This window comes from Geopseudomonas aromaticivorans (assembly GCF_019097855.1).
GTDB lineage: Bacteria > Pseudomonadota > Gammaproteobacteria > Pseudomonadales > Pseudomonadaceae > Geopseudomonas > Geopseudomonas aromaticivorans.
This window is the reverse complement of sequence record NZ_JAHRGL010000002.1, coordinates 1-24,813: the sequence shown is the minus strand read 5'-3', so window position 1 is coordinate 24,813 and position 24,813 is coordinate 1. Positions and strand designations below refer to the sequence as shown.

Sequence of the window (24,813 nt, the reverse complement as noted above, 5' to 3'; positions counted from 1 at the left end):
AAAAAAGGCGATGGGGATCAACCCCATCGCCTTTTGCGTTACTGCTCGACTGGTTGTTTCAGACTCTCGGTTTCACCTCAGTCCGGGATCGGGCACAGCGGGCAGTCGGCCCCGTCGTTATCCGTGGAGCTGCCACCACTGTAGACACCGGTGGCATTCACGGTCGCGGTATCCGGGAAGCTCAGGTTGGTGAGCGGGCCACCGATCTCGGTGGGCGAAGTCGGATAGTAGTAGCCGTTGATCACCTCAGCTTGTCCTCCCGCCGGCAGGGCAAACGGAGTTGCCTTGTCGAAGGTGACAGCCGGGTTATCTGTCAGCGAGGTCACCGTCAGGTTCTCCTCACCGGTATTGCTCACGGTGACAGTGACCTTGGTTTTCACCACCAGCTTGCCGTTCTCCGGAACCAGCACCACTTCATCGCAATCCTTCTGGATATCGATGCCGCGGGTGAAGGTATCGCTGCAAGTGGCGCTCTGCGTAGCATCGGCATCATCCAGCACCGTTGTGCCATCGCTGGCCAACACATCGCCCGAGACAGTCACCGTATCGCCATGGTTCAGGGTGACCGTGACTACGCCATTGGCGTCCGGACTGGAAGTGGTCGCTGCCAGGTCGCCAATCGGCACACCCGTCACTTCCTTGGAGTAGCCTTGCGACGCTCCCTTGGCCAAAGTGGTCGGGAAGGTCAACGCGCCGTAGTCGCTGTCGCTCAGGGCCACATTGCTCAGCGGCACATCACCGGTGTTGGTCACCGTACCGGAGATGGTCACCGTCGCACTGTTGCCGTTGATGAAGGCCACGGTGCAATTCTTCGTCACGGTCAGGCTGGGGCTGACGTTGAAGCTGCACTCCGCAGCGGCGCTGTCAGTCACGATGGCCAGAGCTGGCGTACCCACGTCCTCTTCGTCCTGGAAGCCCAGGGCGGTCACCTCGTCGCTCAGCGCCGTGGATGGCAAGCCGCTAACGCTGTAGCTGCCCTCGTAGCGTACCGTCATATGCGAAGTCAGCGGGAAGGTGGCACTACCGTCAGCCGCCAGCACCAGTCCGGCGACCTGATCATCATCCTGACATCCCGCAGCACCGGTATCGACGCAGACCTCGGCGATAGCGGAGCCGGTTTGGTCGTCCTTCACATAGGCCCAGAGCGTCGATCCTCCGGTGTTTTCCACGGTGCCGGAGAAGGTCACGTCGACCCCGCTGCCTGTCCCATTGAGGTTGGCGTCGCAGCTCTTGGTGACCTCGACGCCGCAGACCGGGAACGATCCAAACACGTAGTCCTTGAGCTGAGCGCTCTGCGAGGCGGACGACCGGGTCTCGGCCAGGAAGCTGGCGAAGCACGGCGTGCTGCCCAGCAGCCGGGTCACGTTGATGCCGCCCTCGAAGAAGCTCTCGGGGGGGATATCGGCGGGGTTACCCGTCTTAGCCGTGTAGTCCCATGCCGGTTCGTTCGTCAGGGTGGCCGCGTTGGTGATGGCGCAGGCCAGTTTGCTTTCGATAATGCCGTCCAGGGGAACGCTGTTATCACCGCAGCGGGCATTGGTTTGCTTGATCACCAGATCCAGCGGGCCTTGCAGGTTCTTTGGCGGATTCGTCGACTCGTCCGGATCCCAGTTCTTGTCAGCGTCGACGTCATTCGGGTCCCATTGGTAAACCTTGACGACGGGCTGCGCGTTGGCACCCTGCGGATAGGCGATGGTTACGAACATGTCACCCGGCAGATACTTTTCTGCAATTGGGTCGCCTTGTTGCCAATCAGGATTGAGCCTCATCGCCACATGGTTGCCGGTGAAATCGCCGGTCCCCTGATTATTTGGCTCAGTTTGACCTACCTCGCCCTGGAAGAACCAGAAACCGGCAAAGGCATCGCCGTCGTTGGCAAAGCGCTCCAGGCCGAAATAGATGATCATGTCACCTTGCTTGTGTACCGGGGCGCCGACCGCGGTGGCATCGCTGCACAGCACCGGATTACCGAGGGCGTTCTTACACACGTCGGCCGGAACATTGTAGGCCGCCGCATAGGCGTCGGTGATGTCGTTCTTGTCCGGCGTGGAGCCGCCTTGGTATTTCCACTGGTCGACGTCATAGATGTCCTTCGATCCGCCCTGGAAATAGACTCTGTCTTTCACGTCAGCAGTCGCTATGTCCTGCACGATCCCAGTGAAGGCAAACGAGTTGGCACCCGTATTGCTCCCATTGGCATAAAGCCCTTGCCAGTCATCACCTGGCTTTCCCTCGCTGATGGTGTTCCCGTCCAGTTCGAACAACCCGGGCGGGTTGCCATCGACGGCTCTCACCGTCACCGATGTGGCCATGCCGGCCGCAATCACAGCGCCGAGCAGACAACTCGGCAGCTTCTTGAAGAATGGACTACGCATATCGCTACTCCCCCACCAGGCTCCGAATCCCGCGGAGGGCTGGTGCTTTCAGCCCCGCTCATCTTGAACGGTGACCCTGTCGGCATCGGGCACTGGCCCGGATGACGCCCGGATGGCTGTGGATCGGTGCGGTTATGACGGGTCGCGACCTTTTTCTTCTAACAATACCTGCAACGGTCTGGCCCACTTTTCCGGAGGACGGCTCGCTCTCCTCGGGGTCAGATATATCAAGTCTCGTGCCAAGACGATAAGTCACTGTTTTTAAAAGAATTTAATTTTAATGTTCGATGAATGGCATGCCACGAGGAAGGAATCTTGGAGGAAACTGTAAATCGGGTGAGACAGCCTGGAAGCCCGGTCTTCCCCCCACGGGCCAGCTGCCCCCAGAAAGCTGGGGGCTCAGGAGGAAAAGGAGGTATTCCACGATTGTTCCACCCGCTTAACAGCGTCCCTTCAGGGCGTTACAGCAAGTCAGGGGAAGAGGCCTGGACGGGCACCTCGAACCTGAAAAACAACCTGCAAAGCATCTTCCAACCCATTGGCCGGACGAAAAAAAGCGCCCGCGGTTTTCGCACCGGGGGCGCAGCTTCGAATGGCTGCGATGGCAACCGCCAGCTATTCCAACCAGTGGCTACAACTGCCGCCCCTGCTCCATCCAGACATCCTGCGGCAAGGTCACGTCCTTCAACTTGTTGCGGTATTCCCGGGTCACGTCGCGTGCCTCGCTCAGCTTGGTGACCGCCGTGGGCGTGAGCATCACGACCAGTTCGGTGCGGTTCTTGTTCTTGCCCTGGCTGCCGAACAGCCAGCCAAGCACGGGGATGTGGCGCAGGAAGGGCAAGCCCTCGCTGGAACGACCTTCGTCCTCCTTGATCAGGCCGCCGAGCACCAGGGTTTCCCCGCTCTGGATCGCCACGTTGGTGGCAATACGCCGCTGGTTTATGGTGGGCGAATCGATGCCGGAAGTCTGCGTGTCGCTGACGTCATTGACCTCCTGAGTAATCTCCAGGGTGATCATGCCGCCGGCGTTGACCCGCGGCGTCACCTCTAGCAGCACGCCGGTATCGCGATACTGGATGGTGCTGGTGACCAGCGCGGAAGTGTCATCGGGGTTTGGCTGGGAAACCACGCCACTGGTATTGGTGGTTTCCGAGGTGCGAATCGGTACCTGGTCACCGACGCGGATCGAGGCGGTACGGTTGTCCAGCACCATCAGGGTGGGCGACGACACCACGTTGAGCTTGGAGTCCTGCGCCAGCATGTTCAGCAGGACGCGCGCCTCACCATTCTGGAAGATGGTGAAAGAGCCGGTTCCGGCTTTGTCTGCGAAATCTGGCATGTCCTCAAGCGGATAATTCCCCAGCACCCCGCGAGCCTTCATGCCACCGACGGAGCTCTTGAAGAACCACTGCAAGCCGTAGCGCAATTCGTCCGTCAGGGTGACCTCGACGATGGTGGCCTCCACCAGCACCTGCATCGGCAGGATGTCGATCTTGTGGATCGCGTTCAGCACTTTCTCGTAGTCGGTGGGCGTGGCCATGATCAGCAGCGCGTTGTTTTCATCGTCGGCGATGATGCTGACCTCACCGACCGCCAGACTCGTACCCTCGCCGCCGGGAGTGATCAACACCGGCTCTCTCCCGACGGGTGCCTCACCCTCCTTAGGAGCAGGAGGAGGCGCTGTGGACGAGGCCGGAGACGACAAGGGCGGGGGGGCATTGGTATCCATGCTCTCTTCCCCTTCTTTGGCCTTGGGCTTGGCCTTGCCCTCGAACAACTGGGTGAGTACCTCGGCCATGGTCTCGGCCTTGCCGTTCTGCACATAGTAGACATACATACTCGGTCCCTGGCCGCCTTCGGCGCGGTCCAGACGCTCGATCCAGGTGCGGGCGTCATCCAGGTACTTGCTCTGCGGGGTGATGACCAGCAGGGCATTCAGCCGCTCGATCGGCAGGAAGCGCACCATGCCGGCCAGCGGCCCGCCGGAGGCATCACCGAAGATGGACTCCAGTTCCTTGAGCACCACCCCTGCCTCCACGGCCTGCAGGCGGAACAGCCCGACCGACATGCCGCGAAGCTGGTCCACATCGAACAACTGCACGGTTTCGCGGATGTTGTTCAGCTCCTCCTGGCTGCCGGCGACCATCAGCAGGTTGCGCCGCTCGTCAATGTTCATCAGCCCCTTGCTCGGTTTGAGCGGCTCGAGAATCTTCATCAGCTCGGCGGCCGAAATGTAGCGCAGGGGGATGACCAGCAACTGGTAGCCGCGCATCTGCGCGGTGCTCAGCCGCGGTACCAGGCCCGCAGACGGCGCGGCCTCGATCGGTACGATCTCGTAGAAGTTCTGCGACTTGACCAGCGCAGCGCCGTTGACCTCAAGCAGCGTTTCCAGGGTCGGCAGCAGTGCCTCGCGGGTGAGCGGGCGGCTGGTCTGCAGGCTGACAGTGCCGGTGACATTCTTGTCCAGCACGTAGTTGAGGTTGAGGATCTCTCCCATGATGACCTTGACCACCTCAGCGATCTCGGTCTGCTGGAAGTTCAGGGTGATGTCGCCCTCCTGCTCCCTCGCTTCGGCCGCACCGCCGCTTGGGTTGACCAGGCTGCCGGTACCCCGGTAGATCTCCGCCTTCGGCCCCGGGACCGGGACCGGGTTCAGGTCTGGGGTAGCGAGAGCCACCGAGGCGTCATGGCGCAAGGGCTCGCGCACCTCGTCGACAGGCTTTGGCGCGGTGGCAGCCCCGTGTGCCACGCTTTTCTTGCCCCAGGGGTTATCCAGCGTCTCCCGATCCCCCCCGGGGATTGCCGCGCAGGAGGCCAGCACCATGTAGGTGCTGAACAGTACAGGCCAGCCAAAGCGCCTGAGCATCATCATATGCTTTCTCCTCTCATCCTTTGCGGACCGGTTCGATGACGGCCGTCCTGCCTTTCGACGGGGCCATGGTGGCCGGCGAGGCCGGTGCGGGCGGTTTGCCCGGCTTCTCTCCCGCAGCCGGTGGATTGGCTGGTTTTTCCGGTGACTCCTTGGGTCCCTGCGGTTCGCGCAGGAGCAGCTCTACCTCGGTACCGTCGTTGCCCAGCCATACGCGGTCACGTTCGATGCGACGCAGCCGCCACTCGTCAGCGAGCACCATGCCCACTTCCAACTGCAGGCGCTTGTCGCCTTGGCGCTCACTGAAAATGGCCAGCTGTTGGCTGTTTTCCAGCACGATGCCGCTCAGACGCCAGGCGTCCTTCAGTTGTTTGGCATCGAGGTTTTCCGTCGGCGCTTCGAGCAGTGCTGGTGGCCGGCGGGTGTTGCTGAACAACGGCCGATCGATCATCTGCTGAAACTCGCTGAGCGGTGGAGGCGAAAGCAGAGACGGCGGTTGGGGCAGGTCGTCCGCTCGGGCCGCAATCGACAGAAAAAGCAGGGGCAGGCTTAACCGCCAGCCCCTCGCACTTGCGGGCGATAACCGGCTCATGGCGTCCCCTCCTTGGCCATGAAGCCCTTGAGGTCGAAGGTGACATCCAGCGAGGGCACCGCCTTGAGGTCCTCGGCTCGCCGGAAGCGCTGCATGTCGACGCGCGGATTGCTCAGTACCACCACGTTTTCCACCAGCAGCAGCGGCTCGTGATAGGCCAGGGCGTAGAGCAGACGCACCAGTTGGTCGGTTTCACCGCGCATGTGCACCTTGAGGCCCACCGTAGGCAACGGCGCCTCACCATCGTCCGGGTTGAGAATCTGGATGCTGACCAGCTGCGCGCCCATCTCGCCAACCAGCCGGCCAATCTGCTGCTGCAGTTCGGCACCGGCCAGGGCCGGGCGGCTCTCGGCGAGCAGCAGCCGGCTCAGCGGGTTGTCGCGCTGCAGCTCGGCCAGGCGGGCTTCCTGGGCCGGCAACTCGGCAACCAGGCGCCTATACACCTCCAGGCGCTGCGCCAATTCGTCAATGCGCTCCTCGCCACTGCGAAACTGGGCAAGCAGCGGCCCGACCACCAGTCCCAGCAGCAGCGACACCAGCGCCAGAAGAATCGCGACCGCCAGCAACTGGCGCAGGCGCAGCGGCATCATGGCGTCGCATCCTTCGCATCAGCGGGTGCGGCGGAGTTGGCCTTGCGCTCGGCGAACAGGCTGAAACGATCCTTCTGGGTCCGCGGGTTGCTGGTGATCGGTGAGGCGAAACTGACGTTCTGCAGAGTTTGCGACTTTTCGAACAAGCTGATCAGCGCCGACGCCTCCGCCGACTCGCCCTCCATGCGCACCCGCTCGCCGCTGATCTCGAAGCGGCTGAGCCAGGTGGTGTCCGGCAGCAGGGTGGTCAGCTCATTGAGAATCATCAGGATCGTCGGCGCCTGCGCCTGCTGCCCGCGCAGGTAGTCGCTTCCCCCCTCCAGGCGCTTCAGTTCGTCGCGCACCTGCGCCGCGCGCTCGGCCGCGGCCTTGGGCTTCTCGATCTCCTCGGCCAAGCGGGCGACATCACGCTGTTGCTGCACCAGCGGAAAGGTTACCAGCAGCGCCAGCACCACCAGCAAGACCACACCCTGCAGGCGCCGGTCGCCACGCCAGTCCCGCCGCCGCTCCCGCCGCCGACTACCCGGCAACAGGTTGATACCGTTGCCGCTCCAGTTTTCCTCGCCACCGCCCAAGCTGACCAGCGAGGGATGCACACCCAGCTCGTCCAGGCGCTTGAGCAGGTCGTCAAGGTAATCACGCAGCACCACCAATAGCTCCACCCGCAGGCGCTGGTGTGCCCGGTCGCGTTCGAGGATCCGATAGCCGAAATAGACCTGATCGCTGCTGAACGGGGTATGGCGGTCCATCTCAAAGCGCAGCACGTTGTCCAGCCCCGCCTCTGTCGCCGAAGGCAGGCCAATGATCTTGCGCAGCACCTTGCCAGGCGGCAGCAGCAGAACCACCTTGTCGGCCTTCGGCGCCCGGCTGAGCAGCGGTTCGGTGATGAACGACGGCCACTCGCCCTCCACTCCGACCTGAGCGCTGGCCATCGTCTCAACCTGGTTGAAGTTGCCATAGCCGATGCGGCAGTGATCATCGTCCATGGCGATGCACAGCAGCGTGCCACGCTGGCGGAGACGCTGTTGCCAGCGCTGAGGTATCAGGCCGAGCAGTTCCTGACTCCACCATTGCCAGAAGCGCTCCGCCAACCCGCCTAGCGCCCCAGCCAGCGTGCCCAGCCTTGCCAGCTGCAAGCGGCGGCTATTCATGAACTCCCCCTTCCCGAAAAGACTCCGGGGTACAACAGACGCTCACTCCAGCTGCGTGCTCTGCATGACCTCGAAGCCCTGTCCCCCGCCACGCCGATGAACCAGGAGATGTTGCCTGATCTGTACAGTCGGGCTCACAGTTGTCTTGGTAACGATAGAGTAGTTCACGCCCGGAGCATTGGGCGTCAGAATCAGCGGATCGACCCCATTCAGGATCGGCGGCCGTTGCCCGCTCTCGAAGTTGCGCCGGCGCTCTTCGATGAAGCGGTCGATACTGCCCGGTTCGATGCCCGGCAGTGCCAGCAGCACCACCCGCGGCGCCACCAGCGGATTGACCTCGGCCCTTTTGGAGTAGATGGTCAGCGCTGGTAGCACCTGGTGGTACAGTTCCTCGGTCATGCCAAGCACCTTGAGCAGATCTTTCAGCTCCTCGAAAGAATCGTTGCTCGGCCCGATCAGTCCGGCGGCCTCGTACTCCTCCTTTTCAGCCCCCAGCGGGGTGAGCAGTTGATCCTCGTCGCGCCAGTCGATCACCGCAGCGGCCAATGCCTCGGCAGTCTTTTTGTCCTGTCCCACCGACTCGAACAGGCCCTGCAGCAGCTGCGGCCCGGCCTCGTTCAGGTCGATCTTGCCCTGCTCGTCGAACAGCGCCACTTCGACACTGATGCCGTCCAGCTCCATCGTCCTGCTGCTGCCGTCGGCGAGCCAGCCGGCATTGTTGGTCTGCATCAGACTCCACATGCCCCAGTTGACTCCTGCCTCGGTGACATGCCGGGCGCTGGATGCCTGACGCAGGTTGCCTGCCAGTTGCAGCTCGGTACGGCTGCCGGCCGAGAGGTTGATGACCAGCATGGACAGCAGCACCAGCAGCCAAAGCACGCTGACCAAGGCAACGCCGGCACTGCGCCGGGCACGCTCACTTCCCCTTGAGGATGGCATAGGCCATGTTCCTCGGTGCCACCACCACTTGTGCCAAGGCGCCCTGCTTGCGCCTGGCCGGAGTGATGCGGATCAGCGCGGGTAGGCGCTGGAGCTGCAGCCATTCGGTCTGCCACTCGCTGCCGCCTTCGGCCAGTTGCTCGAGATAGGCGAAGCGCAGGGACCGGGGCTGCCCCTCGAGCAGCACCTTCTCCTCGCCGTAGTCGGCCAAGTCCTTTACCAGCAGGCTCCAGTCGAACGAGCGCATCTCGACCAGAGGCATGTAGCGCATCAGCAACTGCCAGCGCTGCCCCTCGGTCGAGAGCTGCTTTTCCTGGATCAACTGCACCCAGTAAACCTTCCCGGTGTCGTCTAGTGCCGGTAGCTGCGCAGCGAAAATCAGGCTCTCTTCGTCGCCACGGAAAGCAAGCTGCTGCACATCCTCCTCATCGCGGACGCTGACCTCCTCCGGGCTCTCCAGCAGACGGCGCAGCAGAGCTGTGACCAGGTAGTTGTTCTCCATCTCGCGTTGGCGCTGGTCTGCCGCGTGCCAGACGCCTATCGCCACCTGCAGGCCGCTGTAGGCCAGCAGCGACACTAGGGTCGCCAGACTCATCGCCACCAGCAGCTCAATCAGGGTGAACCCCGTCATGCGCTTCATTTCTGCGCCTGCATGAGGCGGACGGTGCTCAGGCTGAGCTGCTCGTTGGGCTGGCGTCCCCAACTGACCGTTACCTGGACCAGCCAGGGAGTGACGCTGTAGCTCTCACCCGCCAGCTGGTTCGGGAACTGGTAGCGCTCGACCTTGCTCGTCCAGCGATAGCGGCCGCCAATACGCCCGTCTTCTTTGCCGCGGCTGTCCCAACGCAACTGGGCGAGCACTTCCACCAGCTTGGACTCGGCCAGTTGCAGGGCGATCTGGTGCTGCTCGGCGGTGTCCAGAGCGCGAATCGACTGGGAGACGATGCGCATCAGCACACCCATGCTGAGGCTGAGGATCAGGAAGGCGACCAGTACCTCCAGCAAGGTGAAGCCGCGCTCAGTACTCCTCATTGAACATCTCCGGCGTGCGGTCGCGCCTGCGCTCCTTATCCCTGGCCCGAGCCTTCTCGACCTTTTCCCGCTCCATCTTGAGCTGTGCCTGGGCCTCCTCGGTGGTGCGCAGCACCCGACCGCTCAGCCAATCGACCTGGATGACGCGGCTTTTGTCATCCCCCATCTTCAGGGTCAGACTGCCACCGGAGGAGTCGCCCGGCGGGAAGAACAGGATCTGCGCCGCCCCGGACCCGAGGTCGCCACTGGCGGGACCACCCTCCAGCTTCACTTCAATTCCCTTGCGCGGGATGTAGGGGGCCTCCCGATAGCTCAGGCGCAGGCCGCCGCTCTCGGCGTCCTCGCCGATGCTCACTGGCTGGCCGGAGAGAATGGCCTGACTGCGGGCATGACGCAGCATGGCGGCCAAGGTGCGGGCCTCGGTTTCCAGGCCGACACCCGGCAACATCCGCTGGAAGCCCGGGCCGATCAGGCTGGCCGCCAGGCCGGCGATCACCAGGACAACCAGCAACTCCATCAGGGTGAAGCCACGGGCCTCACTCCCAGCTACGCACATCGCGGTTTTCTCCGTCGCCGCCTTCGCGGTTATCCGCGCCCAGGCTCCAGAGATCGAAGTCGCCGTTCTGACCGGGCGAGCGGTACTGGTAATCGAAGCCCCACGGGTCCTTGCGGATCACGTTTTTCTTCAAGTACGGGCCGCTCCAGTTGTTCACGTTGCGCGGCTTGGTGATCAGTGCATCCAGCCCCTGCTCGGAACTGGGATAGCTGCCCAGCTCAAGGCGGTAGAGATCCAGCGCCGCACTCAGCTCCTGAATCTGCAAATGGGCGGCTTTGGTCTTGGAGCCACTCAGCTGCTTGAACACCTGGGGACCGACCAGGCTGGCCATCAGCCCGAGAATCACCAGAACCACGAGAATTTCCAGCAGGGTGAACCCCCTACCGCGCCGGTCGAGACGGCGGTTGCGAAATGGGCGGAACGCGTCTGCAGTGTTCATTTCCGTATCTCCTGCTTCAGATCGGTAGATCGGTGATACTCATGATGGCCACCAGCACCGAGAGAATGATCCCGGCGATCAGCACCCCCAAGCCGACGATCAGCAGCGGCTCAAGTACCGCCAGCAATCGCTGGATGGCGTTTTCCACTTCCCGGTCGTAGGCATCGGCCACCTTCAACAGCATCTCGTCGAGATGCCCGGTTTCCTCGCCCACCTGGATCATCTGCACCGCCAGTGGCGGGAATAGTCCGCTGGCCAGCAGCGGTGGGGCGAGCTGACGGCCTTGCTTGAGCCCGTCGGCAGCCAGCCCGACCTGTTCCACCAGCAACTGGTTGCCCAGGGTCTGGCGGGCGATACCCAGGGCCTGCAGCAGGGCCACCCCGCCCGTCAGCAGGGCTCCCAGGCTGCGGGCGAAACGCGCGGTCTCGATGCGCTGTCGCAGCCCACCCAGCAACGGCAGGCGCAGTTGCATGCGGTCCCACTTGCGATGATATTCGGGCTGGCGCAGCAACTGACGCAGCAGCACACCGCCCGCCAGCAGGAGCAGCAGCAGCCAGGGTCCGTAGGTCTGCAGCCCCTCGGCAACGCCGATAACGATCTGGGTCGACATCGGCAGGGCGGCGCCCATGTCGTCGAACAACTGGCGGAACTGCGGAATCACGTAGATCAGGATGATCAGCAGGGAGCTCACCGACACGATGAGCAGGATCACCGGATAGATCAGCGCCGAAACCAGGCGGTCATGCAGCGACTTGCTGCGCTCCATGTAATAGGCCAGGTTGCCCAGCCCCTCGGACAGGTTGCCGGAGACCTCCGAGGCCTGGATCATGCTGATGTAGAAACCGGAGAACAGCTCCGGCCGCTCCCCCATCACCCTTGAGAGGCTGATGCCGCGCCGCACGCCTTCCTGGATCGGGCCGATCAGCTGCTGCATCTGCGGATCGGGGCTGACCCGCAGCATGATGTCCAGCGAGCGGTCCAGGGCTACCCCAGAGTGCAACAGCGAGGCGAGGTTCTGGGTGAACTGCAGCACCAGCTTGTGGCCCCGCGCGCGCCCCATCAGTTGGTTGACGTCGACCTGCAGCAGGGACTGCCAGCCGCGCCGGGTGCCGATCTCGATGGGGATAAGTCCCTTGCTGCGCAACTGCAGAAGCACCCCCTGCTCGTCGTCGGCCTCGAGGTCGCCGCTGTGCACCTCGCCGTCTTCGCTCACCGCCCGATAATGAAAACGCGCCATCCTCAGCCCTCCTGGGTGACGCGGATCACTTCGTCGATGCTGGTCACCCCGTTGATCGCCTTGAGGCAGCCGTCCTCGTACATGGTCAGCATTCCCTCTTCGCGCGCAGCACGCATCAGCGTGCCGGAGTCGGCGTGCTGCAGGATCAGGCGGCGAATTCCGTCGGTGATGGTCAGCACCTCGATGATGGCGATGCGACCGTGGTAGCCAGTGCCGTTGCACTCCGGGCACCCTTTGGCGCGCTGGAGGATGACCGACTTGCCGCCGGACAACAGGTCCAGGCGCATCTCGCGCACCATCTCCGGCAGCGGCGTCCAGGCCTCGCGGCAGTGCGGACAGAGCTTGCGCACCAGGCGCTGGGCCAGCACGCCGTTGAGGGTGGAGGTCAGCAGGTAGTCTTCCACGCCCATCTCCAGCAGGCGGGTGACGCTGCTCGGCGCGTCGTTGGTGTGCAGGGTGGACAAGACCATGTGGCCGGTCAGCGCCGACTGGATGCAGATGCGCGCAGTTTCCAGGTCACGCATTTCGCCGACCATGATCACGTCCGGGTCCTGGCGCACGATGGAGCGCAGGGCGCTGGCGAAGGTCAGGCCGATGCTCGGCTTGACCTGGATCTGGTTGACCCCCTCGAGCTGGTATTCCACCGGGTCTTCGACGGTGATCAGCTTGCTTTCGCTGGTGTTGAGGGTATTCAGCGCAGTGTACAGGGTGGTGGTCTTGCCGCTACCGGTCGGGCCGGTCACCAGCAGCACGCCGTGGGGAATGCGCAGCACGCTCTGCAGGCGCTGGTAGGGCTGCTCGCTGAAGCCCAGCGCGGCGAAGTCCAGTACCACGCTCTCGCGGTTGAGCAGGCGCATCACCACGCTCTCGCCGTGCATGGTCGGCACGGTGGACACGCGGATGTCGAGGTCGTTGCCCTGCACGCGCATCTCGATGCGGCCGTCCTGCGGCAGCCGGCGCTCGGCAATGTTCAGTCGGGCCATCAGCTTGATCCGCGAGATCACCGCCGCGGACAGATTGACGGGTGGCGACTCGGTTTCCTGCAGCACGCCGTCGACCCGGTAGCGTACCTTGAGGCGGTTCTCGAAGGGCTCGACGTGGATGTCCGAGGCGCGCAGCTCGACCGCGTGCTGGATGATCAGGCTGACCAGGCGGATGACCGGTGCCTCGCTGGCCATGTCGCGCAACTGCTCGACATCGTCGCCGCTCTCCGACTCGTCGGCCGAGCTGACCTTGGACAGAATGTCGCCCATCTGGCTGCGGCCTTCGCCGTACAGGCGCTCGATGGCCGACTCGACCTCGCTGGCCAGCGCCACCCGAGACTCCACCCGGCAACCCGCCGCCAGCGCCAGCGCGGAAATCACATAGGCGTCCTGCGGATCGGCCAGCGCCACGCGCAACACGCCAGCGTCCTGCGCCAGCGGCAGGGCACGGCACTCCTTGAGGAAACGATAGGACAGCCGCTCGATCAGCAGCGGCTCGGCAGGAAAATCGGTTGCCGACACCAGCGGCAGGCCCAGGGAAGTGGACAACAGGCGGGCAATGTCCTGCTCGGACACCAGACCCATGCGCATGAGCAGCGTCTGTTGCGAACACGGTTCGGTCTGCGCTGCCTGCATGCGCAGCAGGCGGTTGTAATCCGCATCCGTCAGCTTGCCGGCCTGCAACAGCTCACGCCCCAGATCCAGCGCGGCACCCGACGAGTCGATGACTGCCGAAGCGACCATCCTGTTCCCCCTCCCGATCCGGCCCCAGCGGCGGCCCCCGTGGCCCACTGGAATACCGAAGCAATGCCGAAGCCAATCGGTCTGCAAAAACTATAGACCCTCCCGCCGGAGACGACCGGGTTTGCCGCCGAGGGGAGCGGCCACCGATAATGTCGGCCCCTCGCCGAGAGGATGGCCAGCACAGGAACCCCATGATCGAACTACCCCGGAACCTCATCCCGGCCGCCTACCCTCTGCCCGGCGTGGTGGAGCGAAGCCATGCGCGCGAACGCGGCCTCGATCTGGTCAAGTGGCTGGCGCTCGCCAGCATGGCCGTCGACCACCTGCGCTTCCTGATTCCCGGCCACGCGCTGCTGGCCTGGAGCTTCGTTCCCGGCCGGCAGGCCTTCCCGCTGTTCTGCCTGGCGCTGGCAGCCAACTTGGCGCGCCGCGCGCCCGGCGCGTTCGGCGCCAGCGAGCGCCGACATCTCGGCGCCCTGCTGCTGTTTGCCGTGCTCAGCGAGCCGGCCCACGACCTGATGCTGGGCAACGCCGCCAAGTTCAACATCCTCATCAGCCTGGCCATCGGCTGGGGTATCGCCTGGGGCTGCAACGCCCTGCAGCGCGGGCCGCTGTTGCTCGCCGGCCTGCTGCTGGCCGGCGCCGCCTGGCTGCACGCCAGCCTGACCTACGGGATGCTCGGCGTGCTCTTGCCCACCCTGTGCCTGCTCGCCCTGCAGCGCGGCGGCCCGTGGCCGGCGCTGGCGACCCTGACGGTGCTGCTGGCCAACCTGACGCCGCGGTTGTCGGCCGCCCTGCTCGCCGGCGAGCCGCGCGACTGGCTGATCGTTTGCGCCTGCCTGGCCGCCCTGCCGCTCGGCCTGTGGCTGCTGCACGCAGCGCTGCCGACAAATCTCCGCGTCCCGGCGGTCGGCCGCTGGGCCTACTACTTCTATCCGCTGCACATGCTGGCGATCGCCGCGGCCGCCTGGCTGCTGCGCATGCCCTGAGGGAACGAATCATGCGCCTGATCCACACCTCCGACTGGCACCTGGGGCAGACCCTGCACGGCCAGGACCGCGACTTCGAGCACGCCGCCTTCCTCGCCTGGCTGCTCGATACCCTGGTGGACCAGCGGGCCGACGCCCTGCTGATCGCCGGCGACATCTTCGACACGGTCAACCCGCCGCTCAGGGCCCAGGAGCGCCTGTACGACTTCGTAGTCGAGGCTCACCGCCGCCTGCCGCGCCTCGACATCGTGATGATCGCCGGCAACCACGACTCCGGCGGGCGCATCGAACTGCCGGCGCCGCTGATGCGCCGCCTCAACGCCCATGCCCTCGGCCGGGTCAGCTGGCTGGACGACGGCAGCCTCGATAGCGCGCGCCTGCTGCTGCCGCTGCACCGCGCCGACGGCTCGGTAGGCGCGTGGTGCCTGGCCCTGCCGTTCCTGCGCCCGGCCGAGGTCACCGGTGGCGAGGTGGGCGACGACTACCTGGCTGGCATCGACAAGGTGCACCGCGAGCTGATCGCCGCCGCCGAGGCTCGCCGCGAAGCCGACCAGGCGCTGGTCGCCGTCAGCCACGCGCACATGGCCGGGGCCGCGGTGTCCGAGGATTCCGAGCGCAACATCGTCATCGGCAACGCCGAGGCGCTGCCGGCCAGCCTGTTCCCCGAGTCCGTCGCCTACGTCGCCCTCGGCCACCTGCACAAGCCGCAGCAGGTCGCCGGCCAGGGGCGCATCCGCTACAGCGGCGCGCCGCTGCCGCTGTCGTTCGCCGAGGTCAACTATCCGCATCAGGTACTAGTGGTGGAGCTGGACGGCGCCGCGCTGCGCGCCGTCGAGCCGCTACCGGTGCCACGCGCGGTGGACATGCTGCGCGTCGGCCCCAGGCCGCTGGCCGAGGTACTGGAACAGCTCGCCACCCTGCCCGGCTCCGAGCTGCCGCGCGAGCGCCAGCCCTGGCTGGAGGTGCGCGTGCAGCTGGAGCAGCCGCAGCCGGACCTGCGCCAGCAGATCGAAGCCGCGCTGGACGGCAAGAGCTGCCGCCTGGTGCGCATCGCCAGCGAATACCGTGGCAGCAAGGAAGAGGTGCCGGCACTGGTCGGCCTCGACCAGCTCGACCCGCAGGAACTATTCCGCCGCAGCTGGCAGGCCGAATACGGCAATGAAGCCGATGCCCAGGTGCTGCAGGACTTCCTGACCCTGGTGCAGGACGTGCAACTGCAAGGAGAGCCGGCATGAAGATCCTCGCCATCCGCCTGAAGAACCTCGCCTCGCTGGCCGGCGAGCAGGAAGTCGACTTCGCCGCCGAGCCCCTGGCCAGCGCCGGCCTGTTCGCCATCACCGGGCCGACCGGCGCCGGCAAGAGCACCCTGCTCGACGCCCTGTGCCTGGCGCTGTTCGGCGAGACGCCGCGCCTCTCCAGCGCCTCGGCGCAGATCAAGGTGCCCGACAGCCATGCCGACAACGAGGCGCTGGGCAGCAACGACGGCCGCAACCTGCTGCGCCGCGGCGCCAGCGGCGGTTTTGCCGAGGTCGATTTCGTCGGCGTCGACGGCAAGCACTACCGGGCGCGCTGGGAAGTACGCCGCGCCCGCGACAAGGCCAGCGGCAAGCTGCAGAACAGCCAGCAGAGCCTGCGCGACCTGGACGGCGACCAGCTGCTGGCCGCCAGCAAGCGCGAGTTTGCCGAGCAGATGGAGCAGCGCCTAGGCCTCAACCTGCAGCAGTTCACCCGCGCCGTGCTGCTGGCGCAGAGCGAGTTCAGCGCCTTCCTCAAGGCCGACGACAACCAGCGCGGCGAGCTGCTGGAGAAGCTCACCGACACCGGCGTGTACAGCCGCATCGGCAAGGCCGCCTACGAGGCCGCCAAGCGGGCGAAAACCGCTCTGGATGAGCTGGAACGCCAGGCTGACGGCATCCGCCCGCTAGCCGACGAGGAGCGCCAGGCGCTGGAGCAGCAGCACACCGACGCCGTCGCCCAATTCAAAGCCGAGCAGGCCGCCCTGCAGAGTCTGGAGCAGCAGCGCCAGTGGCTGGTTGAGCGTGACCGCCTGCAGGCCGAGCAGCAGGCCGCGCAGGGCCAGCTGGACGCCGCCCTCGCCGATCAGACGAGCCTGGCCGGCGAACGGCAGACCCTCGCCCTGCTCGAGCAGCTTGCCCCCGAGCGCCACCGCTTCGCCCGCCAGGCCGAACTGGGGCCGCTGCTGGCCGGGCTGGAAACCGACCTGCAGCGCCATAGTGCACTGCAGCAGGCGCTGCAGCAGCGCCTGGGCGAACTGGAAGCGGCCGCCCAACAGACTGCAGCGGCACAGGAAAGCGCCGAGCTGGCCCGCCAGCAGGCCGAAACGCCGCTACGCCAGGCCTATGCCGAGCAACAGCGTCTGGCCGAACTGCAGCAGGAGCTAACCCGGGCGCAGCAGGCAGAGCAGCAGGCGCGCGACGCCTGGAGCGGCGGGGAAACCGCGCTGGCGCAACTGCAGGAGCGCCAGACCCGCCTGAGCGGCCAGCAGGCCGCACTGGCCGAGCGCCTGCAGCGCAGCAGCGCCCTGCACGCGCTCGGCAGCGCCTGGGACGGCCACCGTCCGCGCCTGCAGCAGGCCGTGCAACTGGCCAACCAGTTGACCAAGGGCCGCGAGGAGCTGCCGGCGCTGGAAACGGCCGCCACGGCAGCAGACCAGCAGCTGCGCCACGCCCGCCAGCAGCTCGACGCCCTGCAGCAGCAACTCGGCGGCGACAGCCCCGCCGAACAGCTCGACCGCCTGCAGCAGCAGCTCGACGCCTGGCGCCCGCGACTACACGCCCTCGACCAGGCACAACGCCACTGGCTACGCCGCGAGGAGCAGGCCATCAGCCAGGCAGCCGTGCAGACGCGCATCGCCGAACTCCAGGCCGAGCGCGAGCAGTGCGTGGCTAGCGGCAAGGCGGTCGGCGCCGAGCTGCAGAGCGCGGAGCAGGCGCTCAAGGTCACCCTTGAGCTACTGGAACGCCAGCGCCTGGCGCGCAGCGCCAGCGTCGAAGCGCTGCGCGCCCAATTGCAGGACGGCGAGCCCTGCCCGGTGTGCGGCAGTGCCGAGCATCCCTATCACCACGGCGATGCGCTGCTTGCCGCCCTCGCCGGCCAGGACGAGGCCGAAGCCAGCCGCGCCCAGCAGCAGGTCGACCAGCTCCGCGAACAGCGCGCCGGGCTGGCCGCCGAATACAAGGCGCTGGAGCGGCAGCTGGGCGAAGCAAGCCAGGAGCTGGAGCGCATCGGCAACGAACTCGCGGTGCTGGACGCCACGCTCGCCAGCCACGGCGCACTGCTCACCCAGCCGGTCGAGCAGCGCAGCGCCTGGCTGGCGCAGCAGTTGACCGAGCTGCGCCAGTCGATCCAGCAGACCGAGCTGCGCCAGGGCGAACTGCTGGCCCAGCAGCGGCGCAGCGAACAGCTGCAGGAGCAGCTGCGGGCGGCCGAGAAGGCCAGCGAGACGGTCCGCCAGCGGCTGGAGCACCAGCGTCAGCGGCTGGCCGCCGACCAGCAGCGTCTGGACGCCGAACTGCAGGCCTTCGCCGCCCTGCTGCCCGGCGACTGGTTGGGCCGCTGGCAGGCCGAACCGGCGCGCACCTTCATGGACCTGGATCGCCAGGTGGACGAACGCCTGCAGCAGCTGGACGAACAGCGCGAGCTGGACGAGGAATACCGCGAGCGGCAGGCCACAGTGGAACAGGAGCGTCTACGCCAGCAGCAGCGCCAGCAGCAGCTGCAGACCTGCAGCGCCCGCCTGGGCGAGCTGGAACAGCTGCGCCACGCGGCCCAATCCTGCCTGCGCCAGTGCCTCGGCGAGCAGCCCAGCGCCGCCGCCTGGCAACAGCAGCTGGAACTGGCGCACAGCCGCGCGCGCAGCGCCGCGACGGCCGCCGACGAGGCGCTGCAGCAGGCCCGCCAGCAGCAGATCAGGCTCGCCAGCGAGGAAAAGAGCCTGCGCGAGCGCCAGCAGGCGCTGCACACCGAGCTGGCCGAACTGCAGCGCGAAATGGGCACCTGGCGCGCCGGCCACCCGCAACTGGACGACGCCACCCTCGCCGCCCTACTGGCCCGCCCGGCCGGCGACCTCGCCCTGCTGCGCGAGCAGCTCAAGGCTGCCGAGGACGCCGTGACCCAGGGCCGCGTGCGCCTCGACGAGCGCAGCCAGCAGCTGGCCGCGCATCTGGCCAAGGTCGACGCAGCCCCCGACCCGACCGCTCTGGAGCAGGCTCTGGGCGGGCAGCGCCAGCGCTGCGACCAGGCCGAGCAGCACGGCGCCGAACTGCTGGCCGCGCTGAAGGCGGACGATCAGCGCCGCCAGCAGAGCCGCGAACTGCTGGCGCGCATCGCCGCGGCGCAGGCCGAGCACCTGCGCTGGGGGCGGATCAGCGCGCTGATCGGCTCGGCCGACGGTGCCACCTTTCGCAAGATCGCCCAGGGCTACAACCTCGACCTGCTGGTGCAGCACGCCAACGTCCAGCTGCGCCAGCTGGCCAAACGCTACCGCCTGCAGCGCGGTGGCAGCGCGCTGGGCCTGCTGGTGCTGGATACCGAGATGGGCGATGAGCTGCGCTCGGTGCACTCGCTGTCCGGCGGCGAAACCTTCCTGGTCTCGCTGGCCCTGGCGCTGGGCCTGGCGTCGATGGCGTCGAGCAAGCTGCGCATCGAGTCGCTGTTCATCGACGAGGGCTTCGGCAGCCTCGACCCCGAGTCGCTGCAGCTGGCGATGGACGCACTGGACAACCTGCAGGCCCAGGGGCGCAAGGTGGCGGTGATCTCCCACGTGCAGGAGATGCACGAACGCATCCCGGTGCAGATCCGCGTGCAGCGCCAGGGCAACGGGGCGAGCACGCTGCGCGTGGTCGGCTGAGGGCGCGCAGCCATACGATGGTGCCCACGCTCCCGCGTGGGCACCCCGACCGGGTGCTCTGCGCCCCAGGGAACGAGCTTCTCTCTGTAGGGGCGAATTCATTCGCCCCTACAGCGGATGTGCCGCTATGCCCCGGTCCTGGCCCGCTGCCGCTCCAGCAGCCGGCGCAGCTGCTGGTCGAGCTTGTCGAGGGTGCCCTGCGGGTCGAGCCAGTAGTCGGTGGACCACAGGCGCAGGATTTCCCAGCCGAGGCCGCGCAGCACGCTCTCGCGGATCTTGTCGCGGTCGCGGGCGGTGGCCGAGCGGTGGTAGGTGGCACCGTCGCACTCGATGCCGGCGAGATAACGCCCCGGCGCGTCGGGGTCGACCACGCCCAGGTCGATCCTGAAGCGTGACACACCGACCTGCGGGTGCAGCACCCAGCCTTTCTCGGCCAGGGCGCGCGCCACCGCCTCCTCGAACGGCGAGTCGAAGCCGCTCACCGAGCCGTGCACCGCCTCGTCCAGCGCGCGCGCGCCGCGCTCGGCGAATTCGAGAAAGTGCCTGAGGTCCTTCACCCCTTCGGCCGCGGTGCGCGACAGGTCGATCTGCTCCGGGCGCAGGCTGGTGAATACCTTGAGCTCTGAACGCGCGCGGGTGATCGCCACGTTGAGGCGGCGCTCGCCGCCGCTCTTGTTCAGGGGGCCGAAGTTCATGCTGACCAGGCCGAGGCTGTCCGGGCCGAAGGTGGTGCTGAACAGGATCAGGTCGCGCTCGTCGCCCTGCACCGACTCGAGGTTCTTGACGAACACCGGCTCGATCAGCGCCTCGTCGAAGTGGCGGTCGAGGGCCGGGTTGCGCCGCCGCGCGGCGTCGAGCAGGTCGAGGATCAGGGTCTGCTGCTTCTGGTTGAAGGTGACCACGCCGAGGGTCAGCGCGCCCGGCTCGACGTTCTGCAGGCGCTGCTCGATCTCCGCCACCACCGCGTCGGCCTCGGCGCGGTTGGTCTGATTGCCGCCGCGGTCATAGGTGCCGGCGACGTACTGCAGGTTGACCGCACGGTCCTCGGTGGCCGGCGACGGGAAGGTGATCAGCCCGCCCTTGTAGTAGCGGTGGTTGGAGAAGGCGATCAGGCTCTCGTGGCTCGAGCGGTAGTGCCAGGACAGGCCGACGGTGGGCAGGTTGGCGCCGAGCAGCTCGTCGAGGATGCTCTCCAGATCCTCGTCGTCGCTGCCCTCCTCCTCGCCGGCCTGCGCCGCGCTGAAGAAGCTGGTCGGCGGCAGCTGCTTGGGGTCGCCGACCACCACGGTCTGCCGGCCGCGGGCGATGGCGCCGATGGCATCCCACACGGTGATCTGCGAAGCCTCGTCGAAGATCACCAGGTCGAAGGCCTGGCCGGCCGGCAGGTACTGGGCGATCGACAGCGGCGACATCAAGAGACAGGGCGTGAGCGCGCCGATGGCATTGGGCGCCTCGGCAAGCAGCTGGCGCAGCGGCTTGTGGCGGGTCTTCTTCTCCAGTTCGCGGCGGACGATGCCGAACTCGCTGGACTTCTGCGCGTCCTCGCGCTCGACCAGGCCCTGGCGGATGCGCATGCGGATGCACTGCGCAGTGATCTCCCGCACGCGGTCGTCGAGGGCGCGGAAGCTGGCGATCTTGCGCTCGTGCTCGACGGCGACGAAGTTGCGCAGCGCCGGGGTGGCGTCGATCTTCTGCACCAGCCACCAACGCGCGTAGTTGACCTCCAGGGCGCGCTGCGCCTGACCGGCCGGCACGCGGCCCTGCTCGAGGGCCTCGACCAGCGGCAACAGGCCCAGGGCCAGCGCCTCGCCGCGCACGCGCAGCCAGGCGCACCAGGCGTGCAGGCGGCCGTGGCCGGCCTGCAGGCGGGCGGCCAGCTCCAGCAGGCTTTCCAGACCGGCCAAGCCTGGGCTGTACAGCTGGTCGACGCTGCGCCCGGCCAAGCCGGCGAACTCCTCCAGCGCCTCGGCGAAATCGCCCTGCAACTGCAGGTAGCGGCCGCACAGGCGGCCGACCGGCGCGTCGGCGGCGAGCAGTTCGTTGGCGTCGACCACCAGCAGACGCAGGCCGCTGCGCAGCGCGGCGAGCTGCTCGGGGTCTGTGGCCAGCGCGGCGAGCAGCTGGCGCAGGCGCCAGGCGGTGTCGGCCAGCGCGCGCAGCTGCTGCGGGTCGGAGTCCAGCCCGCGCCAGCCGGGCAGGCCGTCGAGACGGGCGAGCAGCGGCTGCAGTTCGGCATGGATCGCCTGCAGTTCCTGCAACTGCGGCAGATCGGCGGCGATTCGCGCGCCCTCGCCGACGCCGGACTGCTCGTGCAGCCAGGCGTGGAACTGGCGCAGCCTGAGGATCTTCAGCGGCCACCAGCAGTCGGCGGCCTCCTGCCAGCGGCGCTGCAGGGCGGCGAGGTCGAGCGCCAGCAGCCGTTCGCGCGGCCAAGGCACCGACAGTGCGCCCTCGGCGGCGGCGAAGCGCTCGAGCAGGCCGACCGCGCGGTTGAGCGCATCGAGGCGCTCCAGCACGTCGGCCTGGAAGGCGAATCCCAGCTCCTTGCCGATGGTCTGCGGCAGCAGGTCGAGCAGCTGCTCCAGCGCGGCGAGCTGGCCACGGCCATTGAGCGGGCGGATCAGGCCGAGGCGCTGGCTCAGCTCGACCAGCGCATCGCGCAGGGTACGCGCGCGCACCGCCAGGGTCTCGGCCTGCTGCAGCAGGTCCTGCTGCCAGGCCAGGCTCCACTCCTCCTGCTGCACGAAGGCCAGCGGATGCCCGGCGAGGTCGCCCAGCTCGGCGGCGTTGAGGTCGATGCGCTCGGCCACCGCCAGCAGCTGCTCGCGCGCCCCCGCGTCGTGCTGGTCGGCGCTGGCCCAGCGCAGGCGCACCTCGGGCACCCGGGCGCCGGCCACCGCGGTGGCCAGCGCCTGGCGGATGCTCAGGCCGTTGCGGCGGGTCTCGTGCAGGGCCTTGACCAGCTGGTTGAGTTCGTCGCGCAGCAGGCGCAGGCGGGTGGTCTCGCGCTCCCACTCGCCCGGGCCCAGCTCGGCGCCGGCCTGCCAGGCCGCGCCGAGCTGGCGGATCACGTCCGGCTTGCGCGCCTTGTTGGAGTGCAGCTCCAGGCAGAACTCGCCGAGGCCGTGCTCGCGCAGGCGGCGGTAGACCACCTCCAGCGCCGCGGCCTTCTCGGCGACGAACAGCACGCTGCGGCCCAGCGCCAGGTTGTGGGCGATCATGTTGGCGATGGTCTGCGACTTGCCGGTGCCCGGCGGGCCGATCATCACGAAGTTGCGCCCCTCGGCGGCGGCCACAACCGCGGCGAGCTGCGAGGAGTCGGCGGACAGCGGGGTGAACAGCTGCTCGGGGCTCAGGCGACGGTCCAGCTCGCGCGGCTCGACGAACTCGCCGCTCTGCGCGAACGGCTCGCGCGGGGTGTCGAGCAGGTGGCGCACCACCGGGTTGTCCTTGAGCTGCTCGACGCGGTCGACCAGGTCCTTCCACATCAGGTACTTGGCGAAGGAGAAGGTACTCAGCAGCACCTCGTCGACCACTTCGAAGCCGTCCAGCTCGAGAACCTCGCGGCGCAGGCGGGTGAGGATGCCGGCGATGTCCAGGCCGCGCTCGTCGCTGGGCAGCAGCGCGTCGAAGCCCTGGATGTCGAGGGCGAAGTCCTGGCGCAGCATCTCCAGCAGGGTGGTGTTGAAGCGCGGTTCGTCGTCGCCGAGGCAGAGACGGATGCCGGCGTTGATCGACTTGCGGATCAGGCTCACCGGCACCAGGATCAGCGGCGCGCGGTAGCTGCGCTCCGCCTCGCCGGGGCGCCGCCAGTACAGCATGCCTATGGCCAGGAACAGGGTGTTGGCGCCGCCCTCCTCCAGGTCGGTGCGCGCCTTGCGGTACAACTCGACCAGGGTGGCGTCCAGCCTGTCGGCCTCCACTGGGGCGAACAGCCTGCCCTTGGCCAGCGCGGCGAGCGCCGCCTGCGCCTGGCCGGCGGCCTCCTCGGGCGTCGCCGCCCTGGGCAGCGCGTCGACGGCGAAGCTCCTGCCGTCGGCCAGCAGGTCCTCCAGCGCGGCCGGATCGGGTGCCAGCAACGGGATGGCCAACTTGCTGTCGCGCAGGTTGAGTAGCGGATTGCGCAGCGACAGGTCGAGCAGGCGGCGCTGCCACTGCGCCAGGCGCCCGCCGGGACCGGCGGGCAGCGCGTCGTCCGCCGCGGCCGGCACGGCCAGCTCCGGCGCCTCCAGCACGCGCGGGTCGGCGGCCGGCATGGCGGGCGCGTCCAGCGGGCGGATCTGCGCGGCGCGCGCCTGGGCCACGTCGAGGACCAGCACAAAGCGCTCGCTGTCATTCAGGTGCTGCTGGGCGACGCGGATCGCCTCCTTGAACGGCACGCCTTGGCCGAGCAGACCCGTGTCGAACAGCAGCACTTCCTTCAATTGCACGCGTTTGCGCAGGGCCAGCACGTCGCTGGTGCAGATGCGCGGGAAGCCGCCCTCTCCGTTCAGCCACAAGCCGGCGTAGGCGTGCTCCTGTTCCAGCACGATCAGCGGATGCAGACCGAGGCGTTCGAGCAGCGCGGCGCACAGCAATGCCGCGTCGAGAAGAGTGGCACTGCGGCCCTGGACGATCTGCGCCGGGCTGCGCAGGCGCTGCGCCTCGCCGAGCGGCGCGGGCAGCGGCAGGCCGTCGAGGCGCAGGCCGAGCAGCACGTTCCACAGCGCCGCCGCCTGCAGGCCGAGGCGTGCGGCATCGGCGGCCGCGTAGCCGTGCAGGGTGGCGTCGTGGCCGTTGCGCCTGAGCAGCTCGCCGGCCAGCGCCAGCAGCTTGTCCAGCACCGGCTGGCCGGACAGGCAGAAGGCCGCCAGACGCTCGGGGGCCTGACGGTAGCCGGACCAGCTGTGGCGCTCCGAACTGGCGATGTCCGCCTCCGTCCGCTGCCCGTCCGGGGACGGCTGTTCCCCGCTGCGGGCCTGCTCCGGGAATAGGGCTTGTTCGGGCATCCGGGGAACTCCAACCTGCGTCGGCATGGGTGTTTATCGAGGGGAACGGCTCTATAACGTGGCTGAGATAATCCGACCACCGTCATCTTTTTGTCATGAGGCTGTACAGGTAAACAGTATCCGCAGCCCACAGTATAGGTAAAGGGTTTTACTGAAAAATCAGAGACATAGACCTTTATCCAGAGAAAAAATTGCACGTAGTGAGCGGAAGAATGCGAGCACGACGTGAGCCGCCTGCCGCGGCCACCCAGGCCTGCTCGGCCGCCACACAACCGGGGCGACGCAGGGACGCAGCATGCCCCAGCAGGTGCTTGAGGTTTTTTCCGCGCCCAAAAGACGAAACCCCGACCAGCTGAGCTGATCGGGGTTTCTGTAGAGGTGCTTGACGATGACCTACTCTCACATGGAGAAGCTCCACACTACCATCGGCGATGCGTCGTTTCACTGCTGAGTTCGGGA

General features: G+C 67.0%; 16 protein-coding genes. 3 read left to right on the top strand and 13 right to left on the bottom strand.

Going from position 1 to position 24,813, the window contains the following annotated elements:
* Positions 1-77: 77 nt before the first annotated feature.
* From KRX52_RS02190 to gspE, 12 genes are all read right to left on the bottom strand, one after another.
* Entirely contained in the window at positions 78-2,375 is a 2,298-nt protein-coding gene (locus KRX52_RS02190; RefSeq protein ID WP_217679518.1) for a hypothetical protein, read from the bottom strand.
* 631 nt (positions 2,376-3,006) lie between these two features.
* On the bottom strand, positions 3,007-5,247 hold the full coding sequence (gspD, locus tag KRX52_RS02185; RefSeq protein ID WP_217679517.1) for a type II secretion system secretin GspD: 2,241 nt from the start codon (positions 5,245-5,247) through the stop codon (positions 3,007-3,009).
* A gap of 13 nt (positions 5,248-5,260) precedes the next feature.
* Entirely contained in the window at positions 5,261-5,836 is a 576-nt protein-coding gene (locus KRX52_RS02180) for a hypothetical protein (RefSeq protein ID WP_217679516.1), read from the bottom strand.
* Positions 5,833-6,426 carry a type II secretion system protein GspM gene (gene gspM, locus KRX52_RS02175; RefSeq protein WP_217679515.1) on the bottom strand — a complete coding sequence of 198 codons (594 nt, stop codon included), beginning with the start codon at positions 6,424-6,426 and terminating at the stop codon, positions 5,833-5,835. Before gspM ends, KRX52_RS02180 begins: the two co-directional genes overlap by 4 nt.
* On the bottom strand, positions 6,423-7,577 hold the full coding sequence (locus KRX52_RS02170) for a PilN domain-containing protein (protein ID WP_217679514.1): 1,155 nt from the start codon (positions 7,575-7,577) through the stop codon (positions 6,423-6,425). The genes gspM and KRX52_RS02170 overlap by 4 nt, the downstream gene beginning before the upstream one ends.
* A 42-nt stretch (positions 7,578-7,619) precedes the next feature.
* Entirely contained in the window at positions 7,620-8,456 is an 837-nt protein-coding gene (locus KRX52_RS02165) for a type II secretion system minor pseudopilin (protein ID WP_367890518.1), read from the bottom strand.
* Between the two features lie 37 nt (positions 8,457-8,493).
* Positions 8,494-9,156 carry a prepilin-type N-terminal cleavage/methylation domain-containing protein gene (locus KRX52_RS02160; RefSeq protein WP_217679512.1) on the bottom strand — a complete coding sequence of 221 codons (663 nt, stop codon included), beginning with the start codon at positions 9,154-9,156 and terminating at the stop codon, positions 8,494-8,496.
* A complete protein-coding gene (locus KRX52_RS02155) occupies positions 9,153-9,548 on the bottom strand; it encodes a type IV pilus modification PilV family protein (protein ID WP_217679511.1) in 396 nt (131 codons plus the stop codon). Before KRX52_RS02155 ends, KRX52_RS02160 begins: the two co-directional genes overlap by 4 nt.
* Positions 9,535-10,104: a GspH/FimT family pseudopilin gene (locus KRX52_RS02150; protein ID WP_217679510.1), complete on the bottom strand. Its 570-nt coding sequence runs from the start codon at positions 10,102-10,104 to the stop codon at positions 9,535-9,537. Before KRX52_RS02150 ends, KRX52_RS02155 begins: the two co-directional genes overlap by 14 nt.
* Positions 10,085-10,543, bottom strand: a complete 459-nt coding sequence (gene gspG / locus KRX52_RS02145) for a type II secretion system major pseudopilin GspG (protein ID WP_217679509.1) — start codon at positions 10,541-10,543, stop codon at positions 10,085-10,087. The genes KRX52_RS02150 and gspG overlap by 20 nt, the downstream gene beginning before the upstream one ends.
* Positions 10,544-10,559: 16 nt before the next feature.
* Positions 10,560-11,780, bottom strand: a complete 1,221-nt coding sequence (locus KRX52_RS02140; RefSeq protein WP_217679508.1) for a type II secretion system F family protein — start codon at positions 11,778-11,780, stop codon at positions 10,560-10,562.
* A gap of 2 nt (positions 11,781-11,782) precedes the next feature.
* The gene (gene gspE / locus KRX52_RS02135) at positions 11,783-13,507 is read right to left on the bottom strand and encodes a type II secretion system ATPase GspE (protein ID WP_217679507.1); all 1,725 of its coding nucleotides are present in this window, start codon (positions 13,505-13,507) and stop codon (positions 11,783-11,785) included.
* Between the two features lie 191 nt (positions 13,508-13,698).
* Between gspE and KRX52_RS02130 the strand changes: the two genes are divergently transcribed.
* Genes KRX52_RS02130 through KRX52_RS02120 form a run of 3 tightly spaced genes read left to right on the top strand, consistent with a single transcriptional unit; the run spans position 13,699 to position 19,366 of the window.
* Positions 13,699-14,496 carry a TraX family protein gene (locus KRX52_RS02130; RefSeq protein WP_217679506.1) on the top strand — a complete coding sequence of 266 codons (798 nt, stop codon included), beginning with the start codon at positions 13,699-13,701 and terminating at the stop codon, positions 14,494-14,496.
* An 11-nt stretch (positions 14,497-14,507) separates the two neighbouring features.
* A complete protein-coding gene (locus KRX52_RS02125) occupies positions 14,508-15,731 on the top strand; it encodes an exonuclease SbcCD subunit D C-terminal domain-containing protein (protein WP_217679505.1) in 1,224 nt (407 codons plus the stop codon).
* Positions 15,728-19,366, top strand: a complete 3,639-nt coding sequence (locus KRX52_RS02120) for an AAA family ATPase (RefSeq protein ID WP_217679504.1) — start codon at positions 15,728-15,730, stop codon at positions 19,364-19,366. The genes KRX52_RS02125 and KRX52_RS02120 overlap by 4 nt, the downstream gene beginning before the upstream one ends.
* Positions 19,367-19,491: 125 nt before the next feature.
* Here KRX52_RS02120 and proA read toward each other — a convergent pair whose 3' ends face one another.
* Entirely contained in the window at positions 19,492-24,354 is a 4,863-nt protein-coding gene (gene proA, locus KRX52_RS02115; protein WP_217679503.1) for an anti-phage protein ProA, read from the bottom strand.
* Positions 24,355-24,813: the final 459 nt, after the last annotated feature.